Source organism: Pseudomonas sp. NPDC090592, from assembly GCF_044769185.1.
Classification (GTDB): domain Bacteria; phylum Pseudomonadota; class Gammaproteobacteria; order Pseudomonadales; family Pseudomonadaceae; genus Aquipseudomonas.
On the sequence record NZ_JBIVXJ010000021.1, the window covers coordinates 72,466 to 94,984 of the forward strand.

Sequence of the window (22,519 nt, forward strand, 5' to 3'; positions counted from 1 at the left end):
TTTTCGGTCGAACTTACGCGTTGCGCAGCACTGCCAATATTTCGCCAACTACCTGCCGGGTTGCCTGGTCGACAGTACCTTCATTGCGACACAGCACCCAGCCATGCTCGGCCACCGCCCGCTCGAACGCCTCGGTGCTGGCAACCTGTTGATCCAGCGTGTGCATCACCGTGCTGCCCAGCCCACGATTGCGCGCCGCGGCCCTTGCCCATGAGGTTTCAGGAGCAGTGACAACGCCGACATGCAAATCGGGCACTTGCACGCCGCGCTCAAGGTTCAGCTGCAGGATCTGCGCAAACGGCACGGTACGGCGAAACGCCGCGTCAGAGGGGTACCAACGATCGATCAGGATAATGCTGTCAGCGGGCTGCCTGGGCAGTACCGTCCGGGAAATCCAGGCGCGGCTTTCGGCAAAACGCTCGCAAACCTGGTACTCCAACTGTTGGCAAGGGCTTCGGGCGAGCCTGTTGACCAGTACCATGGTTTCGCCACGGTAGGGGTCGTTGTTTCGCTCGCACAGGCGCACCACCTTGTACCCTTCCAGCCTCAGGGCTTGCGTCACGGCTTCCAGCAGTGTGGTCTTGCCGGTACCTTTGGGGCCATCGATGGCAACAAACAGCGGGCGGTTCATCGTTCAATACCAATAAGCGCAGGCGCGGGATGAGAGCACTGATCAGGCCCTTCGTTCAAGCGCTACCCGAAAGGAGTACCTCTGTACTCCACCGGCGAAAGGCGACACATGCCGCCTTTCGCGCCTGGGTCGCCCCACTCAGATCTGCGCCTGACCACCATCTACGAACAGCTCGGCACCGTTGACGAAGCTGGCATCATCACTGGCCAGGAACACCGCCGCGTTGGCGATTTCCACCGGCTCCCCTACCCGGCCCAGCGGCACTTGCGCTGCCAGGTAGTCGAGCAGGCCCTGCTGTTGCTGCGCATCCGGGCCTGCGAGGTCGACCAAGCCGGGCGTACGGGTTGCGCCGGGGCTGAGGGTGTTGACCCGAACCCCGCGGTCCTTGAGGTCCAGAATCCAGCTACGGGCCAGGGCGCGTACGGCGGCCTTGGAAGCGGAGTACACACTGAACGCCGCGGTGCCAGAGCTGGCTGCCGTAGAACCGGTCAGGATGATCGAGGCGTTGCGCGCCAACAGTGGCAGTGCCTTTTGCACGGTGAACAGCACGCCTTTCACATTACGGTCGAAGGTATCGTCATAGTGCGCTTCGGTGATGTCGCCCAGAGGCAGCATCGACCCGCCGCCAGCGTTGGCAAACAGTACGTCCAGGCGCCCATGCTGCTGTTCAATGCGGGCATACAGTTGGTCCAGCTGGTCCAGGCGGGTGGAATCGACCGCCACTCCGGTAGCGTTGCCTACCTGCGCCACTGCCTTGTCCAGCTCCGCCTGGCGGCGGCCGGTGATGTAAACATGCGCGCCTTCTTCGGCAAAGCGTTTGGCGGTGGCCAGGCCGATGCCGGTGGTGCCGCCAGTGACCAGTGCAATCTTGCCTTCGAGTTTCTTGCCCATGGTGTTTCTCCCGTCAGGTTGGTGAGTTGCTGTGGGGAGAAGCGTATCGACTTGCGCTTGCTTTCAAAATAGAATCATCTGAAACTCATCATTGCAGAATTGAAATGGCAAGAATCCCGGATTTCGAAGGGTTGGCGATGTTTGCCAAGGTGGCTGAAGAAGGCTCCTACGCAGCGGCATCACGCGCCATGGGGGTATCAGTGCCCACGGTTTCACGCGCAGTCGCCCGCCTGGAAGATCGCCTGGGTGGGCGCTTGTTCAACCGTACCTCGCGCCAGCTGTCGTTGACGGAATTCGGCCAGCGCATGGTCGAACAGGCCAGCGCGCTGTACCGCCAGGCCGAGGAAATGGAAAGCGAGGCCCTGGAGCTGGCGCTACAACCCCGCGGGCTGGTGCGCCTGGCGGTACCCATGTCATTCGGCCTGCGCTGGGTCGCGCCATTGCTGCCCGAACTGCTGGCGCGTTACCCAGGGCTGGAGCTGGACCTGCATTTGTCCGACTCGACGGTTGACCTGGTGGCCGACGGCTTTGATGCCGCCCTGCGGATTGCCGCACTGCCCGACTCTTCACTGGTGGCACGGCGTATCTGCCCGGTGACCCAGTACCTGCTGGCGGCACCGGGGTATATTGCCGAGCATGGCCGCCCTGCACATCCGCACGATCTGGCCGAGCACGCCTGCATGAGCTACGCCTACCGCGCCCGCAGCCAGGTGTGGCGCTTTACCCACCACGATGGCACGGAACAGGATGTGACACCGCGTGGGCCGCTACGGGTTACCAACTCCGATGCCTTGGTGGCGCCGTTGCTGGCGGGTCTGGCGATTGCCGAGCTCCCGGAGTTCATTGCCGCTGAATACCTGGCTGATGGCCGCCTGGAGCGGCTTCTGCCCGAATGGAACATGATCCAGGGCGGGCTGTATTTCGTCACGCCCTCGGCGCGCAGCCGGCCGCGTAAGGTGCAGGCATTGGCCGATTTTTTTGTCGAGCGTTTGTCCGAACCCGCCTGGCGTACACACAACCTGTAGGTTATCGCAGGACTCTGTGGGAGCAACTGTCTTGCTCAATTTCCAAAAGCTGGCGCGATCCCTGGACTGCCCCCAAGAAGTTGGACACCCATCCAATTTCTTGGGGTGTCCCGATGAGCAAATACCCAGATCATTTCAAACTCACCGCCGTCCAGGCCTATCTGGAAGGCAGCGATGGCTTGCGCAAGGTAGCTCAGCGATTTGTAATGGATGTCAGCCTACTGCGGCGTTGGGTTGCAACCTATCAGCAGCATGGGCGCTTCAGCCTGCGTAAAAAGGGCCAGCGACACAGCCCCGCTTTCAAGCAGTCAGTTCTTGACTACATGCGCCAGCACCAGCTTTCTCTTCGCCAGACTGCGGCCCATTTCGGTCTCAGCCAGTCCTCGCAGATAGGCATTTGGGCACAGCAGCATTACAGTGGTGAACCCACTTTATCTCCCCTCCAGAGAAGAAAGCCTACTGCCATGACGAAAAGGCCCAAGCCCCTCAAACCTGTCACCGCCGATGACACGGACAAAACCCGCGAGCAGTTGATGGCTGAGCTTGAATACATGCGCATGGAGAACGCCTACCTAAAGGAGTTGAAAAAACTACGGGAGGAACAACGAAGGCGGGAGAACAAGCCCTGATTGTCTCTAGGCTCAAGCAACAGTTCCCCCTGACTGATCTCTTGCTGCTGGCGGATCTACCGCGCAGCACGTTCTACTACCAGTTGCAGGCGCAATCCAGGCCAGACCGACATGCCGCCCTGAAGCAGCAGATCCAGCGTATTTACCATGAGGAAAAGGGACGTTACGGGTACCGGCGCATTGCCGCTGTGATCCGTAACAGCGGCACCCTGGTCAACAAGAAGGTGGTGGAACGCCTAATGGTCGCACTCGATCTGCGCTCGCTCGTGCGACCGAAAAAATACCGCTCATACAAGGGCGTGGTCGGCACAATCGCTCCAAACCTGCTGGAGCGAAACTTCCTTGCGCAGCGCCCGAATCAAAAGTGGGTGACCGATGTGACCGAGTTCAAGGTGGCCCAGCAGAAGGTCTACCTTTCACCGGTGATGGATTTGTACAACGCGGAAATCGTGGCATATGAGGTGGCCAGCAGCCCTCGCCTTGAACTAGTGATGAACATGTTGGACAAGGCCTTCCAGCGTCTAGGGCACACGCCGAAACTGGTGCTGCACTCGGATCAAGGTTGGCACTATCAGCATTCGCAGTACCGCCACAAACTCTCAATGCAGGGGCTGAAGCAGAGCATGTCGCGTAAAGGAAACTGCCTGGATAATGCGGCGATGGAGAGCTTTTTTGGTACGCTTAAATCCGAGTTTTTCCACCAAAAACGCTTCGAGAGCGTCGAGGAACTAAAGACCGGTCTGGACGAGTACATCCACTACTACAACCACGACCGCATCAAGCTGAAGCTGAACGGCCTGAGCCCTGTAAAATACAGGACCCAGGCTGTTCAGGCTGGTGGCTGAAACTGTCCAACTTTTTGGGGGCAGTCCACCCTGTGGGAGCGGGCGTGCCCGCGAACACCGGCAAAGCCGGTGCCATGCACTGCGACGCCTTCTTCGCGGGCGCGCCCGCTCCCACAGAGATCATGCTGATCATTCGTTAAAGGGAGCACCCTGAGTCTGCCAGCCCACTTGCCTGAGCGCTGCCAGCAAGCGGTCCCCGGTAAGGCCTGGCACCTCGCGCCCGTCCTCAGTCTGCATCGGGCACCCCGCCAGGATCGCATTGACAATCGCCTCTTCCACCGCCTCGGCCGCCGCGGCGAACAGCGGCGAAATATGGTCGTTGTTGACCATCGTCACCTGCGCCGTCACGGGCAGGTCGCGACGGTTGTAATCGGCAGGCGCCAGCCCTGTGTTACCCGTTGAAAACGCCAGGAAGATATCGCCACTGGAGTCATCGGTACCGCCCCCCGTGCGGGCAATCCCCAGCGCCGCCCGTTGTGCCAGGCGCTGGCATTGATGAGGCAGCAAAGGAGCATCAGTGGCCAGCACCACCACGATCGAGCCCATGCCCGGGGTGTCCTGCAGGTCGAATGGCGAAGGCAGGTCATGCAACACCCTGCCGACCGGGTAACCATCCACCCGCAGGTCGCGGCGCTGCCCATGGTTGGCCTGGACAAAGGCCCCCACCGTCCAGCCACCCTGCCCGGCCGGCAATACCCGCGATGCAGTCCCGATACCGCCCTTGAACTCATGGCAAATCATCCCGGTACCACCACCAACCGCCCCCTCCACCACCGGGCCGCTGCGGGCTGCCGCCAGCGCCTGCTGCACCAGGTCGGCATTGACATGCTGGCCCCAGATATCGTTCAGCACACCGTCATAGGTCTCCATTACCACGGGCATGCACCAGTACGTCGCGTGGTCCGCCAGGGTCGCATGCTCGTGGGCAATCAGTGCGTCACGTACCACGCCGACGCTGTGCGTGTTGGTGGTGGCAATGGCGGTGGTCAGCAGGCCTGCTTCGCGAATCCACTCAAGGCCCGTGGCATCACCATTGCCATTGAGTACATGACAGCCGGCAAAACAGGGCTGATAGCGCGCCGGGCCTACCCGCGGCTCGATGATACTGACCCCGGTACGCACCGGTTTCCCGGCATGGCTGGTGTTCAGGGTGGCATGGCCAACCCGCACACCGGGTACATCGGTAATGGCATTGTGCGGGCCTGGCTGGCCAAGGCCCAGGGTAATGCCGAAATCGCGTGCTCGCATCGTGTTTCTCGCTCAAAGTTTCTGGAACGCTGGGCTCAACTTGCCATAGGTGCCGTACAGCAACACCGAGACAAGCAAGATACCAACGATGATGAAAATGTCCCGGGCTGACGCCGCAGCCAGCAGGGTCGTCAGCAGGTAGCCGGCACCGGTCACGGCCACCAGTGCCGGTAGCGGCCACAGCGGCATGCGGTAAGGGTGCTCACGGTCGCGGCGCAGTACCCGGCTGAACAGTGCGCACAAGCCCACCATCAGGTACACGCAGAGAATCAGCAGTACCGTGAACGAGGTCAGTTCGGCCAGATTGGAACTGAACGTAAGGGCCGCAGATGGCACGGCAAGGAACAGCGTGGCCAGCCACGGCGACTCCCACTTGGCGTGGATCCGGGTGAAGGCACGGTTCAGGGTCGGCATCCACAGTGCGTCGCGCCCGCTGCTGTAGATCACCCGCCCACTCTGGATCACCAGCGCGATGATGGCGTTGAACACAGAAAGGAAGATCCCGGCACTGACCAGGCGTGACAAGGTTTCGTTGCCATGTGCCGTCAACAGGTAGCCGATCGGATCGGGGCTGGCCAGCATCGCCTGCAGCGAGGGGGCACCGATCAATAGCGCCACCAGCGGGATCACTTCAATGGCCACCACCAGCACCAGTGACCACAGTACCGCCTTGGGGATACCACGGCCGCCGCACTTCATGTCCTCGGCCAGCAGCACGGCGCCGCCGTAGCCGTTGAACGAGAACAGTGCGGTGCCGATCGCGCCAACCACCAGTGCCCAGGGCGCGGCGTGGAGCATGCCGTTGTCGAGTACCAACGGGCTGACCAGGCTGCTGACCGGCTGCCCGGCATGGCCGAAGCCCAGCACCACAATCACCATCAATGCCGCCACCTCAAGTAGCAGGCAGATGCCGGTAACCCATGCGTTCAGCTTGATGTTGAGGATCGCCAGCAGGTAACCCAGCGTGACAATCACCAACGCCACCGCCTGCCCGTCAAGCTCGGTGCCCAGTGCCGCATTCAGGTATGTGGCGGCCCCCGTGGCCAGGACCGGTGGAATGAACACCAGCATCGCCAGCACGGTGAGGAAGGTGGCATAGCCAGCCATCCCGCCGAAAACCCGCTTGGCAAACACGTACTCACCGCCTGCCGCGCTATGCGCACGGCCCAGTTCGGCATAGCAAAGCGCAAACATCAGCGCCAGCACACCGCCCAGCATGAAAGCCCAGATCACCCCGGTGCCGGCCTGGGCGATGGCAAATGGCGCGATGACGAACACCGAGCTGGCGGGGGTTACCGAAGAAACAGTGATGGCGACTACATCAGCGACGCTCAGCGTCGGTTTGAGCGCTGGAGCAGGTGCACTACTGGACGTCATTTGTTCATCCTCACGTTATTGTTGGTGTCAGGAGGCAGAACCAGGAAGCGAAGCGTGGCGGGCTCGACGGCCCGCTTGATGGGGATGGAATCTATGCGGCGGTAACCGGCTGGGCAATTCCCACTAAGGGTTACCCCCGGTTGACAGCTGTGGCGAATCAGGCGCCAATGCCCCAGGCCGGCGATAGGCCGCAACGCGGCCCTGCTTGCCCTAGTCTCTCCAAGGATGCTGTCGTGGATATTCTCTTTAATGAAGTTGCCAGCCACACTGCCCTGGCCCGGGCAATCGAGCACATCGGCAGCCCGCGCTTCTGGCGCCAGCTGATCCTGGTGCTGCGCCATTGGGTGCCGTTCGACAACGCCTTGGCGATCCACTTCCCGGCCCAGGGCGCACCGCTTGTACTGGAGGAATACGACGCCGCCCCGGCGCCTGCCGCCGGTGAGTTGTACCTCGACGGTTTGTACCTGCTCGACCCGTTCTACCAGGCCGCCCGCGAAGGCCTGGCCAGTGGTTGCTACCACCTCGAGGAAGTCGCCCCGGACCATTTCTGGCAAACCGACTACTACCAGAACTACTTCCAGGACCATGTGCTGGTGGACGAGGTGCAGTTCCTGCTGCAGCTACCTGCAGGTGTGCTGTCGCTGTCGTTGGGCATGCGTCGCGCCTTTGACACAACAGCGCTGGGCAAGCTGAACCTGGTCAGTGCCTGGGTGCTGGCCCTGCTCCAGCAGCACTGGTCATGCAGCGCGCAATCGCTGCCTGTACAGCCCCCGGTCGGCGATGCCCTGGCCAGGTTCGGCCAGGGCCTGCTATCCGAGCGGGAACTGGAAATTGCCCGGCTGATCCTGCGCGGCTACTCGTCAAAAGCCATGGCGCAACGGCTGGGCATCTCACCGGAGACCATCAAGGTGCACCGGCGCCACCTGTACGCGAAGCTGAACATCTCGTCGCACCCGGAGCTGTTCTCGATGTTCATCCGAGAGCTGGGCTTTACCGAAGCGCGCAGTGACGCTTCCATGTAGTCACAAGGCGGGCAAGGCCTGCTAGTCTGACGGACGATGGCAGCCTGCTGGCAGCCTCTTCTTCCCTACAGGCACGGCCAATGACACCCGAAAACCCAGTAAACCTGACCAACTGCGACCGTGAGCCTATCCAGATTCCCGGCAGCATCCAGCCCCATGGCTGCCTGCTGGCCTGCGATGCATCGGCAACCGTGGTCTTGCGTCATTCGGTCAACGTCCCGCAAATACTTGGCGTAAGCGGCGAAATCAATGGCCAGAAACTGCAAGCGGTGCTCGGTGACGAGGTAGCCCACACCCTGCGCAACGCACTGGCCCGTACCCGGGAAGCCTCGCGGCCCGCGCTCAGCTTCGGCATCAAGCTGCCCAACGGCCAGGCCTTTGATATCGCCGCCCATCTGTTCAAAGGCACGGCTATCCTCGAATTCGAGCCCGCCGGCGCCAGCATTGCCGAGCCCGTCGAGCTGGCCCGTACGCTGATCGCCCAGCTGCGTGAAATCGACCAGACCAGCAAGCTGTTTCGCGACGCCGCGCGGTTCATACGTGCCGTGCTCGGTTACGACCGGGTGATGATCTACCAGCTGGGCGCGGACGGCGCCGGCAAGGTGGTTGCAGAAGCCAGGCGCAGCGACCTCGAAAGCTTCATGGGCCAATACTTCCCGGCTTCCGATATCCCCCAACAGGCCCGTGCGTTGTATCTGCGCAACCCGATCCGGGTGATCTCGGATGCCCAGTTCAAGACGGTGCCCATCGACCCGGTGCTCGACCCCTCGGGCGAGCCAATCGATCTCTCCTACGCGCACCTGCGCAGCGTCTCGCCTATCCACTGCGAGTATTTGAGCAACATGGGCGTGGGCGCCTCGATGTCGATTTCAGTAATCGTCAGCGGCGAGCTGTGGGGGCTGATCGCCTGCCATCACTATGCACCACGCACGCTGACCATGGGCCAGCGGGTAGCAGCGGAAATGTTCGGTGAGTTCTTCTCCCTGCATATCGAGACCCTGCGCAGCCGGCAAAAGCTCGAAGCCGCCGTGCACGTGCACAAAGCGCTGGACAGCCTGCTGCGTGACGCCAACCAGGCTGCTGACATCGACGGGTTCTTCCATGCGCGCCTGCCTCGGCTGATGTCGCTGATCCCCTGCGACGGCATCGGCATGTCGCTGCAGGGTCGCTGGGCGACCGCCGGGCTGGCCCCACCCAAGTCGGCGGTGCCTGATCTGCTGCGTCTGGCCGACATGGTCAGCGACGGCCGCACCTGGGCGTCGAACCGCCTGTCGATGGTGCTGCCTGCAGCCCAGGCCTACTTCACCGACGTGTCTGGCGTGCTGATCATTCCGATGTCGCAGCACCCCAGGGATTACCTGATCTTCTTCCGCAAAGAAGTGATCGAGACGCTCGACTGGGCCGGCGACCCGAACAAGACCTACGACAGCGGCGCGCTGGGCGACCGCCTGACACCGCGCAAGAGTTTCGCCCTTTGGAAAGAAACCGTTCACCAGCAGTCGCTACCGTGGTCCGAGCAGGACCGCCAGTTTGGCGATGCCATTCGTACTGCCATTGTCGAAGTGGTGCTGTACAACAGCGAGCTGCTGGCCAGCGAGCGCTCCAAGGCTGAAGTCCGCCAGCGCATCCTCAACGAAGAGCTCAACCACCGGGTCAAGAACATTCTCTCGCTGATCGGCGCGCTGGTTGCCCACCCGACCTCCGAAAGCCAGACCCTGCATGATTACGTGGTCACACTGAAGGGGCGCATCCAGGCGTTATCCCTCGCCCACGACCAGGTAGTGCGAGGCGATGGTGGCGGGCGCCTGGCCAAACTGCTGGAGGCCGAGCTATCGCCCTACCGCACTGCTGCCGGCGTAATCGAGTTGCTGGGTCCGAACGTGATCCTTGATGCCCGCGCCTATTCGGTCATGGCCCTGGTGCTGCACGAGCTGGCTACCAATGCCGCCAAGTACGGCGCGCTGTCGCGGGCTGGTGGCAAGCTTTCGGTGGCCTGGAGCATCGAGGTGACGGGCGCGTGTGCCATTACCTGGCGCGAAAGCGGCGGGCCGACAGTACGCCCGCCCAGCCGCAGTGGCTTTGGCTCGGTGCTGATCGATCGCAGCATTCCGTTCGACCTTGGCGGCACCAGTGCGGTGGAGTATCACCCCGAGGGCCTGCAAGGGCTGTTGAGGATCCCGGCCAAGCACTTCTCGCTCGCCGAAGCCGCCGAGCCCGCGAGCGTCGCCGCGCCGATCGCGCAGGCGGCCAATGCCTTTGCCGCGCGTGCAGGCTTGTGTGTACTGATCCTTGAGGATCAACTGGTGATCGCCGTTGGCCTGGAGCAGATTCTCAATGACGCGCAGATCAAGGATGTGATCACCGCCAGCTCCGAGGACGAAGCCATACGGCTGCTTGCTAATCGCGCACCGGATGCCGCGATCCTGGATGTAAACCTGGGCACCGGCACCTCCATTTCGGTGGCCGATGAACTGGTGCGGCGGCAGATTCCGTTTTTGTTTGCCACTGGCTATGGCGACGGCATCAGTATTCCCGAGCATTTGCAGCATTTACCGGTAACACGCAAGCCTTACGATGCCAACGCTATCCTGGCCAGCTTGCAAGGTCTGTTGAAGACAGCCTCCTGACTTGTTCAAAAGCCAGGTGCTTGCGCAATCCCTGTGGGAGCGGCCGTGGCCGCGAACACCGGCGCAGCCGGTGCCATCCACCGTGGTGGATTCTTCGCGGGCTTGCCCGCTCCCACAGGGACTGCACTGGCTTCGAGAGACTGCATTGCCTTCGAGAGAGCGAGCACTGGCTCAAGTGCCTTGGCCATAGCTCGCCAAGGCGCTCTCCAGGGCCGCCAGAAACACCTTGACCCGTGTCGGAACATACCGGCGCGTCGGCATCACCGCCCAGACGGCCAACTGCTCCATCTGTGCGTCCTGCAGCGCGATTTCCACCAGCGCGCCATCACGGATCTGCTGAAACACATCCCAATAGGCCAGCATGGCAATGCCCAGCCCTTGGACAGCTGCCGACCTGACAGCATCGACGCTGCTGGTACTCACCCGGGCAGGCAGGCGCCGATACTGCAGCGCACCGTCGACCACGAACGGCCAGCGCGGCACCGCCTGCAACATGATGCAGGCATGCTGTTCCAGCGCATCCAGCGTAGCGGGCTGGCCATGGCGCTGCAGGTAGGCCGGCGAAGCACACAGTACACGAGGGTTGGGGGCAAGCTTGCGCGCCACCAGCTCCGAGTCGGCCAGGGGCGCCACCCGCAAAGCCAGGTCCATGCCCTGCCCGACCAGGTCCACCAGCTTGTCCGATACATCCAGGTCTATCCGCAACTCCGGGTGCTGCGCCAGCAATGCCGGCAGCAGTCCGACCACGATGCCCTGGCCAAACACGCTGGGCGCGGTGATGCGCAAAAGCCCCCTTACACTGCCCGAGGATGGACGCAGCTCACCCATCACACTGTCCTCTGCCTCCGTCATGGTCCTGGCGTACGGCAGCAGCGCTTCGCCTTCGGTGGTCAGCGACACGGCGCGGGTGGTGCGGTGGAACAAGCGCACGCCCAGTTCCTCTTCCAGCGAGGCGAGCCTGCGCGACACCTGCATCGGCGAAATGTCGAGCAGGCGGCCTGCCGCCGACAGGGTGCCAGCGGCAACAACGGCAAGGAACACGCGCAGGTCTGCAACAAGCATGGCTTTATCCTTTTTTGTTAAACCGGCTTCTCTCTTGGCCAGCTTGGTCCGAAGCAAGCACAGCCGTAGCCTTGATGAAACCAAGCTACTGCGCCCGCCATTGCTGGCCCGAGAGGAAATCCGATGACGCATTCCACTGCACGCACTTTAACTCAAACAGATATTGCCGGCCGCCCATTGCGCAATCGCCTGGCGGTGGCACCCATGACCCGTGTCAGCGCCACCGCGGCAGGCGACGCCACCGTGGCAATGGCCGACTACTACGAGCGCTTCGCCAAGGGCGGTTTCGGCCTGATGATCAGCGAAGGCCTGTACACCGACCAGGCCTACTCGCAGGGTTACCTGAACCAGCCGGGCATGGGGAGTGACCAGCAGGCGCGTACCTGGCAAACGCTTGTCCAGCGGATCCAGGCACACAGGGGCCTGGTGTTTGCCCAACTGATGCATGCCGGTGCACTAAGCCAGGGCAACCGTTTCAGGCCAGATACCATTGCGCCCTCGGCGGTAAGGCCAAAAGGCGAGCAGATGCGCTTCTATCACGGCAATGGACGTTATGCCGAGCCCAAGGCCATGAGCGATGAAGAGATCGCCGATGTCATCAGTGGCTTTGCCAGTGCCGCGCAACGGGCCATGCGTGTTGCAGGTTTCGACGGTATCGAGATCCACGGCGCCAATGGCTACCTGCTGGACCAGTTCCTCACCGACTACAGCAATCAGCGCACCGACCGTTGGGGCGGCAGCAGCGAACGTCGCGTGCAACTGACGCTGGAGGTGATCAAGGCAGTTCGCGCCAGTGTCGGGGATGTGCCGTTGGGTGTGCGTATATCCCAAGGCAAGGTGAACGACTTCGAACACAAATGGGTGGGAGGTGAACAGGACGCGGAAGTGATCTTCGGCTCGCTGCAGGCATCCGGTGTCGACTTCATCCATGTCACCGAACATCAAGCCTGGCAGCCTGCGTTTGCGGGGAACACAGCCAGCCTGGTGAAACTCGCACGCCGCTATGCGCCTGGTACGCTGCTGATTGCCAATGGCGGCCTGGATGACCCGCAGCGTGCAGTAACCGCTCTGGACGAGGGCGCCGATATCATTGCGCTTGGCAAGGCCGCGCTGGCCAACCCCGACTACCCGCAACGGCTGGCCAGCCAGCAGCCACAGGCAGCATTCGACCCGTCGATTCTCGGCCCTATTGCCAATATCAAGGATGTCGAGCTCGCCCGCTGAGGGGTGACGTGATGGATGGCACCGGCTTTGCCGGTGTTCGCGGCTGAAGCCGCACAGGGCTCGCGAACCTCTCAAGCCCTGCGTGGTACCTGTAGGAGCGGCCTTGTGTCGCGATGGGGCGCGCAGCGGCCCCGGGATCTCAGCTTCGCAGCAGAAATTGCAGGGGGCCGCTGCGCAGCCCATCGCGACACAAGGCCGCTCCTACAGGGACGGCGCCAGCCATTGCGGGTGGCGCCGGGCCTCAGGGCTTAGACCGCCAGCGCGCGCTCACGCAGCTCGCTGTTGAGGATGCGGTCGTTCTCGCTGTAATCGACCGGGCAGTCGATCACGTGCACGCCTGGGGTCTTGATGCAGTGTTCCAGCAGCGGCAGCAGGCCCTCGGCGCTTTCCACGCGGTGGCCGTTGGCACCGTACGCTTCGGCGTACTTGACGAAGTCCGGGTTGCCGTAGTCCAGGCCGAAATCGGTGAAGCCCATGTTGGCCTGCTTCCAGCGGATCATGCCGTAGCCATCGTCACGCAGGATCACCACGGTGATGTGCATACCCAGACGCACGGCCGTTTCCAGCTCCTGGCTGTTCATCATGAAGCCGCCGTCGCCGCACACCGAAATCACCGGGCGGTCCGGGTGTACCAAATGCGCAGCCATGGCCGATGGCAGGCCAGCACCCATGGTCGCCAGGGCGTTGTCCAGCAGCACGGTGTTTGGCTTGTGCGCCTTGTAGTTACGGGCGAACCAGATCTTGTAGATGCCGTTGTCCAGGGCCACGATGCCTTCGGATGGCAGTACGCGACGGATGTCGGCAACCAGGCGCTGCGGATAGACCGGGAAGCGGTTGTCGTCGCCGCCTTCGGCGATTTGCGCTTCGTTGGCCTCGCGGATCGCCAGCAGGCGGGTGAAATCCCAGTGCGAGGTGTCGGTCAGCGCTTCGCTGATCTGCCACACGGCGTTGGCGATGTCGCCGATCACTTCGACCTGTGGGAAGTACACGGCATCGACTTCGGCTGAGCGGAAGTTGATGTGAATGACTTCGGTACCGCCACGGACCATGAAGAATGGCGGCTTCTCGATCACGTCGTGGCCGATGTTGATGATCAGGTCGGCAGCTTCGACGGCGCGGTGCACGAAGTCACCCGACGACAGCGCGGCGTTGCCCAGGAAGCGCGGGTGGCGCTCGTCGACCACACCTTTACCCATCTGGGTGGTGATGAACGGGATGCCGGTCTTGTCGATCAGTTGCTTGAGGACCTTGGCGGTCATCTTGCGGTTGGCACCGGCGCCGATCACCAGGATCGGGTTACGGGCGTTCTGCAGCTTCTCGACAGCAGCTTCGATGGCCACGTGCTCGGCCAGCGGGCGACGGTGCAGGCTGCGCGGGATCGGCAAGGCGTCGGTCTGCTCGGCGGCGATGTCTTCTGGCAGTTCCAGGTGCACGGCACCCGGTTTCTCTTCTTCAGCCAGGCGGAAGGCTTCGCGCATGCGCGACGGGATGTTGTCGGCCGAGGCGAACTGGTGGGTGTACTTGGTGATGGGGTCCATCATGCCGCACACGTCAATGATCTGGAAGCGGCCCTGCTTGGACTTCTTGATCGGCTTCTGGCCGGTGATCATCATCATCGGCATGCCGCCCAGGTAGGCGTAGGCGCTGGCGGTGACCAGGTTGGTGGCACCAGGGCCGAGGGTCGACAGGCTGACGCCGGTCTTGCCGGTCAGGCGACCGTAGGTGGCAGCCATGAAACCTGCAGACTGCTCGTGACGGGTCAGTACCAGCTTGATCTTCGACTTGCGCAGGGATTCGAGCAGGTCGAGGTTTTCCTCACCAGGAATGCCGAATACATACTCGACACCTTCGTTTTCCAGACATTGCACAACGACATCGGCGGCCTTGGCCATTTCGGGTACTACCTCAAAATCTTCGTGGGATTGCAGCGTTATTACACTGCGTGACTGAGATGTTGCAGGATGTCTCAGTGGCGCGCATCGTAGGCCCTCTGGTTAATAATAATAAATATATTGTTATGATGCTTAGCATCACAGTTCGTTATGAATGCAACTGGCATGAAAGGTAGTACCCCTCGATGAACCTCAAGGCATTGCGTTGCTGTGTCGAAATCGTCCGGCAAGGCAGCTTCACCAAGGCTGCGCAACACCTGCATATTGCCCAGCCTGCACTGAGCATGGCCGTCACCCGGCTGGAAGAAGAACTGGGCGTGACCCTGTTCAACCGCACCACGCGCAAGGTGATCCTCACGGCCGAGGGCGAGCAGTTTCTGCCGCGCATTGCCTCGGCCCTACGCGAAATGGATGTTGCCCGGCAAGAACTGCGCGATATGGCCGACCTGAAGCGCGGCGAAGTGCGCCTGGGCATCCCGCCGATGTTCGGCCTGCACTATGTGCCGGGTTTGATGAACGCCTTTCGGCAGTTGTACCCGGGCATTGCCATGACCGTGTTCGAAGGCAGCGCCGAAGATATCGGGCACCGCCTGGAACAACGGGAGATCGACCTGGCGTTGCTGGAGTCGCGACGGGTACCGCCGGACAAGGAGTCGATCCTGCTGGGCAGCGACGAGATGCTGGCGTGCATGCACCCCGACCACCCCTATGCTGGCAAGGCCTACCTCACCGCCGAAGACCTGCGCAACACTGACATGGTGGTGTTTGACCGAACGTTCGTGCAGCGCCACCTTCTGGATGCATTCTTTGCCGAGCACGGGATTACTTACCAGGTGGCACTGCAGAGCAACTTTGTCTCGCTGGTTGTGCAAGCGGCGCTGGACAACATGGGCGTGGCGACCTTGTTGCGCTCTGTGCAGCAGCGTACGCCGGGGATTGTCGGCGTGCCCTTCCGGCCAGCGCAGCAGATGAGCTTCCGCCTGTGCTGGCGCTCGGGGGAGTACCTGTCGCTGGCCAGCAAGCGGTTCATCGATTTTGCCGCGCAAACCCATTACCTGGAGCGTTGATACCCTCCTGTTCCGGCCCTTTCGCGGCTAAAGCCGCTCCCACAGGTACTGCGCTGCCATCGAGCTCACGCCATACCTTGTGGGAGCGGGCATGCCCGCGAACACCGGCGCAGCCGGTGCCATGCCCCACATTATCAACCGGTTCTCACTGCCAGATGAGCTATCACCTGCTCCGCCGCACGCCCCAGGCAACCCTTGAAAAAGTGGTTGGCGCCGGCATACACGGATACCGCCCGCTGCTCAGGCCCGGCCCATTGCAGCACGTTGGCCAACGGGGCCATCTCGTCCTGCTCACCATGCAGCAGCAGGCAATCGACAGGTACCGGCAATGGCGGGTAGTAACGCCCGCCCGGAACATCGCCTACCGGCAGCCCCAGCAATGCCACCGCCTGCAACTGCCCTTCCAGTGCCGCAGCCACACGCGCAAACACATAAGCACCAAATGAGAAACCGACCAAGGCTACCGGTAGTTCAGGCAACTCCCGGCTAAAGTAGCGGATAACCGCAATACAGTCGTCGGCTTCACCCATGCCCTCGTCATGCGCGCCTTGCGTCAGCCCCACCCCGCGAAAGCTCGGCCGCACCACCTGCCAACCGGCGGCGCACAACTGCCGTGCCAGGGTCAGCGGCACGATATGCCGTGGGCTACCGCCCAACAGCGGTTGCGGGTGACTGACCAGCACCAGCCCGTTGGGTGGGCCGGCGGGGTAGTCGATCAGCAGCTCGATCTGGCCCACCGGCCCATCGATCAGCAGCGGGTTGCGCGGGGTGTCCGACATTGCAGTTGTCCTTGTATACCGAATGGATGGCGGGTGTTCACGCCGTTTGCCGAGGGATGGTGCGCATCACCATCAGTACCAGCACCACACTGGTCAAGGCCAGCGCCGACAGGGTTGCCAGCACGCCCATGGCGCCAAAGTGCTGGAACAGGTAGCCGCCCACCAAGGGTGTCAGCGCCTGGCCGACCAGCGATGGCCGCGACATCTTGCCCATCAGTGCAACATACTGGGCAGGCGGCATCAGGGCCAGCGGCAGCAACCCCCTGACAATCGCCCGCAGGCCATTACCCGAGCCGTACAGCAGCAGGCCCAGTGCGGTCACCGCCGGGGCCACCGCCACCAGCGTAAGGCCAACCGCGACCAGCACCGATGACACCAGCGCGGTCCAGATCGGGTGGCGCTTGCCGGCGATGATCTGCAGCACCCGCGACGCCACCTGGCTCGGCCCGAGCAAGGCGCTCAGGCCAATGGCCGCAGCCAGCGAATGGCCCTGGCCCTGCAGTACCGCCACCAGTTGCACGGAAACAGCCGTCATGATGATCGCGCCAATGGCGAAGATCGCCGTCAGCAGGCAATACAGGCGCCGGTCCACCGGCACAGCGCTTGCTGCCGCCGGGCCCTTGGCCTGTTGCTGCGGTCGGCCCGCCGGTAAAACCCACAGGTACAACGGCGCCACGGCAACAATCAGTACCACCGCATAGGCCGTGCAGGCCGTGCGCCAGCCAAGCTGTTCGATGCCAAACGCCACGATCGGCCAGGTTACGGTGGTGGCGAACCCGGATATCAGCGTGATGCCGGTAATTGCCCGCCCTGCCCGTTCCGCATACAAGGCCCCGAGCGTAGCGAACAGCGCTTCATACAGCCCCATCGCCATGCCGGCGCCAATGATCACCCAGGCCAGCAGGAACACCTGCAGGCTGTGGCAGTTGGCAACCACCAACAGGCCCAGGCCCACCACCACGCCACTGGCAGCCAACTGCATGCGCCCACCATGACGCGCCACCAGGCGGCTGGACAGTGGTGCCAGCAACGCCGAAACCATCAAACCGAGTGACAACGCGCCATACACCCAGCCACTGTCCCAGCCGGTTTCGTGCAGGATCGGTTTGCCCATCACCGCCAGCAGAAAGAACGAACCACCCCACACCAGGATCTGCAGCAGGCCCAGCCAGAAAATACCCAAGGGCCCGGGAAAACGTACGCCAGCATTCACGTAAACAACCTTATCGACCAAGCGGGCCGGATGTCGGCGCACGCAGGCAGCAGTCTAAAAGAGCCGGCATGGCAGCTGCCATAGCATCCCGGCATTCCAGCTATGCGCGCAGTGAACAGCTCACAAGCATGCACCGGAGCACATTTGTACTCCACTCAGTGATGCGGCAGCAATCTGCCGGGTCAGATTTGCAGATGTCATGATCGTTGCCTGGCAGTTGTCAGCAAAAACCATTGATTCTCTGCATATCGACGGGTTATGGCCTGCGCTTCGCCTCCCTACAATGACCCCACAACAACAAACGAGCCCAGCTCCGTGAGGCACGACCCCCATGTACAAAGACCACATCGTCAAACCGCGTGCGACCGACAACCCGGCTTTCATGGGTCTGGTCACGGCCATGATCTTCGCCCTTGCCCTGTTCTACGGCGTGGGTGACGGGAGCCTGGCCCGGCTGATGGGCCCTATCGTGCTCGACCTGCAGGCACCGCTGCTGCGCAACATCGCCGTGGCCGGCACCCTGGCCGTCACCCTGGTGTTGAACCTGTTCATCCTTGGCCGCTTCCCGCTGCGGGCCCAGGTGATCACCGTCTGGTGCGAGCTGTTGCTGCTGTTCCTGCTGTTTTTCGACACCTTCGACCTGTCCTACAGCTTCATCGCCAGCAAGGTCGGCTTCATGATCACCCAGGGGGTGTTCACCACCGTCTACGTGTCGACCATTTCGATCGCCATCGCCTTCGTCCTGGCGTTGCTGGGGGCAACTGCGCGGCTGTCGTCCAACGGCTTCGCCATCGCCATTGCCAGCTTCTACACCTCGTTCTTCCGGGGCGTGCCGCTGCTGATCCAGATCTACCTGATTTACCTCGGCATCCCCCAGCTCGGCTACGTGGTGGGTGCAGTACCGGCGGGCATCCTCGCCCTGTCGCTGTGCTATGGCGCCTACATGACCGAGATCTTCCGTGCCGGCATCAGCAGCATCCCGCGCGGGCAGTGGGAAGCGTCGCGGGCGATTGGCCTGACACCGTTCCAGGCCATGACCCGGGTGATCCTGCCGCAGTCGATGCGCCTGATCATCCCGCCCACCGGCAACCAGTTCATCTCCATGCTCAAGGACAGCTCGCTGGTGTCGGTGATCGGCGTGTGGGAGCTGATGTTCCTCGCCCGCACCCAGGGCCGTGCCGAGTTCCGTCACCTGGAAATGCTGATCACCGCCGCCGTCCTGTACTGGGTACTGTCGATCCTGCTCGAAGCCGTGCAGTCGCGCCTGGAAAACCGTTTCAACCGCGCCCACCGCTGATCGAGGAGCCTGATGATGAACCAGCCTTTCACCCCCGCTGCCGCCCAGGCGGCCGTGTCGATCCGCGGCCTGCAGAAATGGTACGGCGAATTTCACGTGCTCAAGGGCATCGACCTGGAGATCGCCAGCGGCGAGATCGTGGTGGTCTGTGGCCCGTCCGGCTCGGGCAAATCCACGCTGATTCGTTGCCTCAACCTGCTGGAAGACTTCCAGAAAGGCCAGGTGCTGATCGCCGGCAACCCGCTGAACCGTGATGCAGCCAGCGTGGCTGCCATCCGTCGCCAGGTCGGCATGGTGTTCCAGCAGTTCAACCTGTTCCCGCACCTGACCGTGCTGGAAAACCTGATGCTCGGCCCGCGCCTGGTCAGCAAGCTCAGCGAGGCCCAGGCCCGCGCCCTGGCCCTGGAATACCTCGACCGGGTGCGCATCGCCAGCCAGGCCGACAAGTTCCCCGGGCAGCTTTCCGGTGGCCAGCAACAGCGTGTGGCAATTGCCCGCGCGCTGTGCATGAAACCGCGGATCATGCTGTTCGACGAGCCGACCTCGGCGCTGGACCCGGAAATGGTCAAGGAAGTACTCGACGTGATGGGCGAGTTGGCCCAGGACGGTATCACCATGCTCTGCGTCACCCACGAAATGGGCTTCGCCCGCCGGGTGGCCGACCGCATCATTTTCATGGACCAGGGCCAGGTCATCGAGCAGGGCCAACCCAACGCGTTCTTCGACAACCCGCGCCATCCGCGCGCCAGGGAGTTCCTTTCGCAGATCTTCAGCCACTGAGGCCTGTGTCTACCGCTGTGCCAACACCACAACAACAATCGCATGCCCGGAGACTTACCGAATGAACCCAGTCGCACGCTTGTTCGCACTCACCGCCGTTGCCGGCAGCCTGACCCTGATGGCCGGTGCCGCCTGGGCCGGTGCCACCCTTGATCGCATCCACCAGAGCAAGGTGATGAAAGTGGCCACCGCCGCCAACTGGCCACCGCAGTCGTTCCTCGGTGAGGACAACACCCTCAAGGGCTTCGACATCGATGTGGCCAACGAGATAGGCAAACGCCTGGGCAGCAAGGTGGCATTCGTCACCCCGGAGTACGGCATCATCACCGCCGGGCGCTGGGCCAGCCGCTGGGACCTGTCGGTCGGCTCGATGACCCCCACCACCGAGCGTGGCCGGGTGCTCGACTTCCCGGCCATCTACTACTACACGCCCTACGTGTTCGCCGTGCACAAGGATGCTGCCGGCGCCAGCGCGGCCGACCTCAATGGCAAGACCATCGGCGTGGAAGCAGGTACCACCTCCGAGGACTACATCAACCGCCGCCTGAAGATCGATGCCGCGGATGTGCCGGCCTTCACCTATGAAGTCGAGCCGGGCGATGTGCAAACCTACGGCGACAGCATGGGCCCGCTCGACGACCTGCGCATGGGCAACGGTACGCGCCTGGACGCCACCCTGTCGGCACTGCCCACCATCATGGGGGCGATCAAGGCCGGTTACCCGATCGCTCCGGTACAGGGCAAACCTGCCTACTACGAACCGCTGGCCATCGCCACCGACAAGGGCGACGACGCCTTCAATGCCGAGCTGGCCAAGGCCGTCGACAGCATGAAGGCCGATGGCACCCTGAAGCAGCTGTCCGAGAAGTGGTACGGCGCCGACCTCACGCAAGTGCAGTAACCCCTGAGCCAAACGCCAACGCCCTTCAACTGGAGGGCGTGCGGCACCCCCATGCCCGCGAAACCTGCAGCGCCCAGTAAAAGGATGACCCAGCCGATGTCCAGCTACAGCAACAACTACTACACCGGGACCATGCGCCCAGCCCCGCTGCGCAATGCCCTGGCCGGCGAAACCCGGGCCGATGTCTGCGTGATCGGTGGTGGCCTGGCCGGCCTTAGCGTGGCCCGTGAACTGCTGGCGCGGGGGCGCACCGTGGTCGTGATCGAGTCGGCACGGGTGGCTTGGGGCGCGTCCGGGCGCAATGGCGGTTTTGTGCTGCAGGGCTGGTCCGAGGGGCTGTCGGCGATCGAGCGCCGCTGCGGCAAGCAGACCGCAGCCGCACTTTTCCGGTTGTCGCTGGAGGGTGTCGATATCGTTCGCGACACCATTGCCCGGCACCAGTTGCCTGGCTGCGCCGCCACCACCGGCAAACTCAGCGTGGTGCGCTACGACGACGCCGACAACCTGCAGCGTACCCGCGACCGCATGGCCCGCGACTTCGATTTCAATATGGAGTACCTCGATACCCAGGCACTGCGCAGCCGCCTGAACACCGACCGCTACTTCCAGGGGCTGCGCGACAGCCATGGTTTTCACTTCCACCCCTTGAACTACTGCCTGGGCCTGGCCGAGCTGGTGGAGCTTGCCGGCGGCCGCATCCACGAGCAGTCGCCCATGCTGCGGGTTGAGCGCAAGCACGGCCACCACCGGGTGGTCACTGCCCAGGGCGCGGTCAGCTGTAGCGATGTGGTGTACTGCTGCGGTGGCTACGGTGGCCCCGAGTTCGGCCAGTTACGCCGGGCGTTCCTGCCGATTGCCACCTATGTGGTGCTGACCGGGCACCTGGGTGAGCGCCTGCGTGACGTGGTACGTACTACGGATGCAGTGGGTGACAACCGCCGTGCGTCTGACTACTACCGCATTGTCGAGGGCGACCGCCTGCTGTGGGGTGGCCATATCACTACGCGCAACCTGCAGGACGAACAGCGGCTGGGGCAGCTGCTGACCCGAGACATCCTCAGCGTGTACCCCCAGTTGCAAGGCTTGAAGATCGCCAAGGCCTGGTCTGGCCTGATGGGCTATGCCCGCCACAAGATGCCGCACATCGGCCCGCTGGGCCCGGGCTTGTGGGCTTGTACATCATTTGGAGGCCATGGTATGAACACCGCACCCGTGGGCGCGCGGGTGGTCGCCGAAGCGGTCTGCGGCGAAAGCGACCGCTACCGCCTGTTCGACGCCTACGGCCTGGAATGGAACGGTGGGCCGTTCGGGCCGGCTGCGGCGCAAACGGTGTATGCCGGGCTGAAGCTGATGGACAAGTTTCAGGAAGCCCGTGCGCACTATAACAACTAGAACATCACAGGAATCGCCATGGATGCCCTGCCCCCCGGCGCGCTGTTCAAGCTGACCGAAAAGGACCGCCAACTACTGGCACTGTTGCAGGCCAACGCCCGCGAGCCTACTGCCTCGCTGGCGCGCAGGCTGGGCGTGTCGCGCTCGGCCGTGCAGGAGCGCATCAACCGCCTGGAAAACGCCGGGGTGATCACCGGCTACAGCGTGCGCATCGACCAGGACAAGGTGCAGCAGGTGATCAACTGCTTCACCATGACCTCGTGCAGCAACAAGAGCTATACCGACGTGATGACCACGTTGCGCAAGATGGATTCGGTGCAGGCGGTGTATGCGGTGTCGGGGGAAATGGACTTCATCATCCACCTCACCACCCACACGCTAGGCGAGCTGAATGCCGAGCTGACCCGGATCAACATGATCAAGGGTGTGACCCATACCGCTTCGCATATTGTCATGGAGACCAAATTCAGCAAGAAGCTGACCCTGTAACCCTGTCCAATGCTTGCGCGACCCCATTGTGGGAGCGGGCATGCCCGCGAACACCGGCGGAGCCGGTGCCATCCACCGCGCTGCCTTCTTCGCGGGCACGCCCGCTCCCACAGGGACCTACCGACGCA

The 22,519-nt window shown here is 62.8% G+C and carries 19 protein-coding genes; 11 read left to right on the forward strand and 8 right to left on the reverse strand.

Annotation, left to right across the window (positions count from 1 at the left end):
- Positions 1-13: 13 nt before the first annotated feature.
- Both ACIQUI_RS19025 and ACIQUI_RS19030 read right to left on the reverse strand, forming a co-directional pair.
- Entirely contained in the window at positions 14-631 is a 618-nt protein-coding gene (locus ACIQUI_RS19025; protein ID WP_403201521.1) for a dTMP kinase, read from the reverse strand.
- 138 nt (positions 632-769) lie between these two features.
- A complete protein-coding gene (locus ACIQUI_RS19030; RefSeq protein ID WP_403201524.1) occupies positions 770-1,522 on the reverse strand; it encodes an SDR family NAD(P)-dependent oxidoreductase in 753 nt (250 codons plus the stop codon).
- 104 nt (positions 1,523-1,626) lie between these two features.
- Here ACIQUI_RS19030 and ACIQUI_RS19035 point away from each other — a divergent pair, with 104 nt between their 5' ends.
- Positions 1,627-2,547, forward strand: coding sequence for a LysR family transcriptional regulator (locus ACIQUI_RS19035; protein WP_403201526.1), 921 nt, complete (start codon positions 1,627-1,629; stop codon positions 2,545-2,547).
- A gap of 113 nt (positions 2,548-2,660) precedes the next feature.
- Positions 2,661-4,021, forward strand: a protein-coding gene (locus ACIQUI_RS19040; RefSeq protein ID WP_403201528.1) for an IS3 family transposase whose coding sequence is annotated in 2 segments (ribosomal slippage) — positions 2,661-3,128 and positions 3,131-4,021 — 1,359 coding nt in all. Because the reading frame shifts where the segments join, the coding sequence is not laid out codon by codon here.
- Between the two features lie 129 nt (positions 4,022-4,150).
- Here the strand turns inward: ACIQUI_RS19040 and ACIQUI_RS19045 are convergent.
- Together ACIQUI_RS19045 and ACIQUI_RS19050 are read right to left on the reverse strand one after the other, a co-directional pair.
- On the reverse strand, positions 4,151-5,269 hold the full coding sequence (locus ACIQUI_RS19045; RefSeq protein ID WP_403201530.1) for a P1 family peptidase: 1,119 nt from the start codon (positions 5,267-5,269) through the stop codon (positions 4,151-4,153).
- A 12-nt stretch (positions 5,270-5,281) separates the two neighbouring features.
- Positions 5,282-6,646, reverse strand: coding sequence for an APC family permease (locus tag ACIQUI_RS19050; protein ID WP_403201532.1), 1,365 nt, complete (start codon positions 6,644-6,646; stop codon positions 5,282-5,284).
- A 233-nt stretch (positions 6,647-6,879) separates the two neighbouring features.
- On the opposite strand from ACIQUI_RS19050, the gene ACIQUI_RS19055 reads away from it, so the two are divergent.
- Positions 6,880-7,668 carry a response regulator transcription factor gene (locus ACIQUI_RS19055; RefSeq protein ID WP_403201535.1) on the forward strand — a complete coding sequence of 263 codons (789 nt, stop codon included), beginning with the start codon at positions 6,880-6,882 and terminating at the stop codon, positions 7,666-7,668.
- A gap of 80 nt (positions 7,669-7,748) precedes the next feature.
- Positions 7,749-10,295, forward strand: coding sequence for an HWE histidine kinase domain-containing protein (locus tag ACIQUI_RS19060; RefSeq protein ID WP_403201537.1), 2,547 nt, complete (start codon positions 7,749-7,751; stop codon positions 10,293-10,295).
- 171 nt (positions 10,296-10,466) lie between these two features.
- Here the strand turns inward: ACIQUI_RS19060 and ACIQUI_RS19065 are convergent, their stop codons facing one another.
- Positions 10,467-11,357 carry a LysR family transcriptional regulator gene (locus tag ACIQUI_RS19065; protein ID WP_403201540.1) on the reverse strand — a complete coding sequence of 297 codons (891 nt, stop codon included), beginning with the start codon at positions 11,355-11,357 and terminating at the stop codon, positions 10,467-10,469.
- A 123-nt stretch (positions 11,358-11,480) separates the two neighbouring features.
- Here ACIQUI_RS19065 and ACIQUI_RS19070 point away from each other — a divergent pair, with 123 nt between their 5' ends.
- Positions 11,481-12,581 carry an NADH:flavin oxidoreductase gene (locus ACIQUI_RS19070; protein ID WP_403201543.1) on the forward strand — a complete coding sequence of 367 codons (1,101 nt, stop codon included), beginning with the start codon at positions 11,481-11,483 and terminating at the stop codon, positions 12,579-12,581.
- A gap of 248 nt (positions 12,582-12,829) precedes the next feature.
- On the opposite strand, the gene ACIQUI_RS19075 is transcribed toward ACIQUI_RS19070, so the two are convergent.
- On the reverse strand, positions 12,830-14,473 hold the full coding sequence (locus tag ACIQUI_RS19075) for an acetolactate synthase large subunit (RefSeq protein ID WP_403201545.1): 1,644 nt from the start codon (positions 14,471-14,473) through the stop codon (positions 12,830-12,832).
- 185 nt (positions 14,474-14,658) lie between these two features.
- Between ACIQUI_RS19075 and ACIQUI_RS19080 the strand changes: the two genes are divergently transcribed.
- Positions 14,659-15,540, forward strand: a complete 882-nt coding sequence (locus ACIQUI_RS19080; protein ID WP_403201547.1) for a LysR family transcriptional regulator — start codon at positions 14,659-14,661, stop codon at positions 15,538-15,540.
- Between the two features lie 134 nt (positions 15,541-15,674).
- On the opposite strand, the gene ACIQUI_RS19085 is transcribed toward ACIQUI_RS19080, so the two are convergent.
- Positions 15,675-16,319, reverse strand: coding sequence for an alpha/beta hydrolase (locus tag ACIQUI_RS19085; protein ID WP_403201550.1), 645 nt, complete (start codon positions 16,317-16,319; stop codon positions 15,675-15,677).
- Positions 16,320-16,356: 37 nt separating this feature from the next.
- The gene (locus ACIQUI_RS19090; RefSeq protein WP_403201592.1) at positions 16,357-17,481 is read right to left on the reverse strand and encodes an MFS transporter; all 1,125 of its coding nucleotides are present in this window, start codon (positions 17,479-17,481) and stop codon (positions 16,357-16,359) included.
- 382 nt (positions 17,482-17,863) lie between these two features.
- On the opposite strand from ACIQUI_RS19090, the gene ACIQUI_RS19095 reads away from it, so the two are divergent.
- The 5 genes from ACIQUI_RS19095 to ACIQUI_RS19115 all read left to right on the forward strand — a co-directional run bounded on the left by ACIQUI_RS19095 (position 17,864) and on the right by ACIQUI_RS19115 (position 22,391).
- Positions 17,864-18,829: an amino acid ABC transporter permease gene (locus ACIQUI_RS19095; protein WP_403201553.1), complete on the forward strand. Its 966-nt coding sequence runs from the start codon at positions 17,864-17,866 to the stop codon at positions 18,827-18,829.
- A 15-nt stretch (positions 18,830-18,844) separates the two neighbouring features.
- Positions 18,845-19,609 carry an amino acid ABC transporter ATP-binding protein gene (locus ACIQUI_RS19100; protein WP_403201556.1) on the forward strand — a complete coding sequence of 255 codons (765 nt, stop codon included), beginning with the start codon at positions 18,845-18,847 and terminating at the stop codon, positions 19,607-19,609.
- 61 nt (positions 19,610-19,670) lie between these two features.
- Complete coding sequence (locus tag ACIQUI_RS19105) at positions 19,671-20,510, forward strand: ABC transporter substrate-binding protein (RefSeq protein WP_201200890.1); 840 nt, start codon at positions 19,671-19,673, stop codon at positions 20,508-20,510.
- A 96-nt stretch (positions 20,511-20,606) separates the two neighbouring features.
- On the forward strand, positions 20,607-21,902 hold the full coding sequence (locus tag ACIQUI_RS19110) for an NAD(P)/FAD-dependent oxidoreductase (RefSeq protein ID WP_403201558.1): 1,296 nt from the start codon (positions 20,607-20,609) through the stop codon (positions 21,900-21,902).
- 18 nt (positions 21,903-21,920) lie between these two features.
- Positions 21,921-22,391, forward strand: a complete 471-nt coding sequence (locus ACIQUI_RS19115; RefSeq protein WP_403201560.1) for an Lrp/AsnC family transcriptional regulator — start codon at positions 21,921-21,923, stop codon at positions 22,389-22,391.
- Positions 22,392-22,519 lie beyond the last annotated feature (128 nt).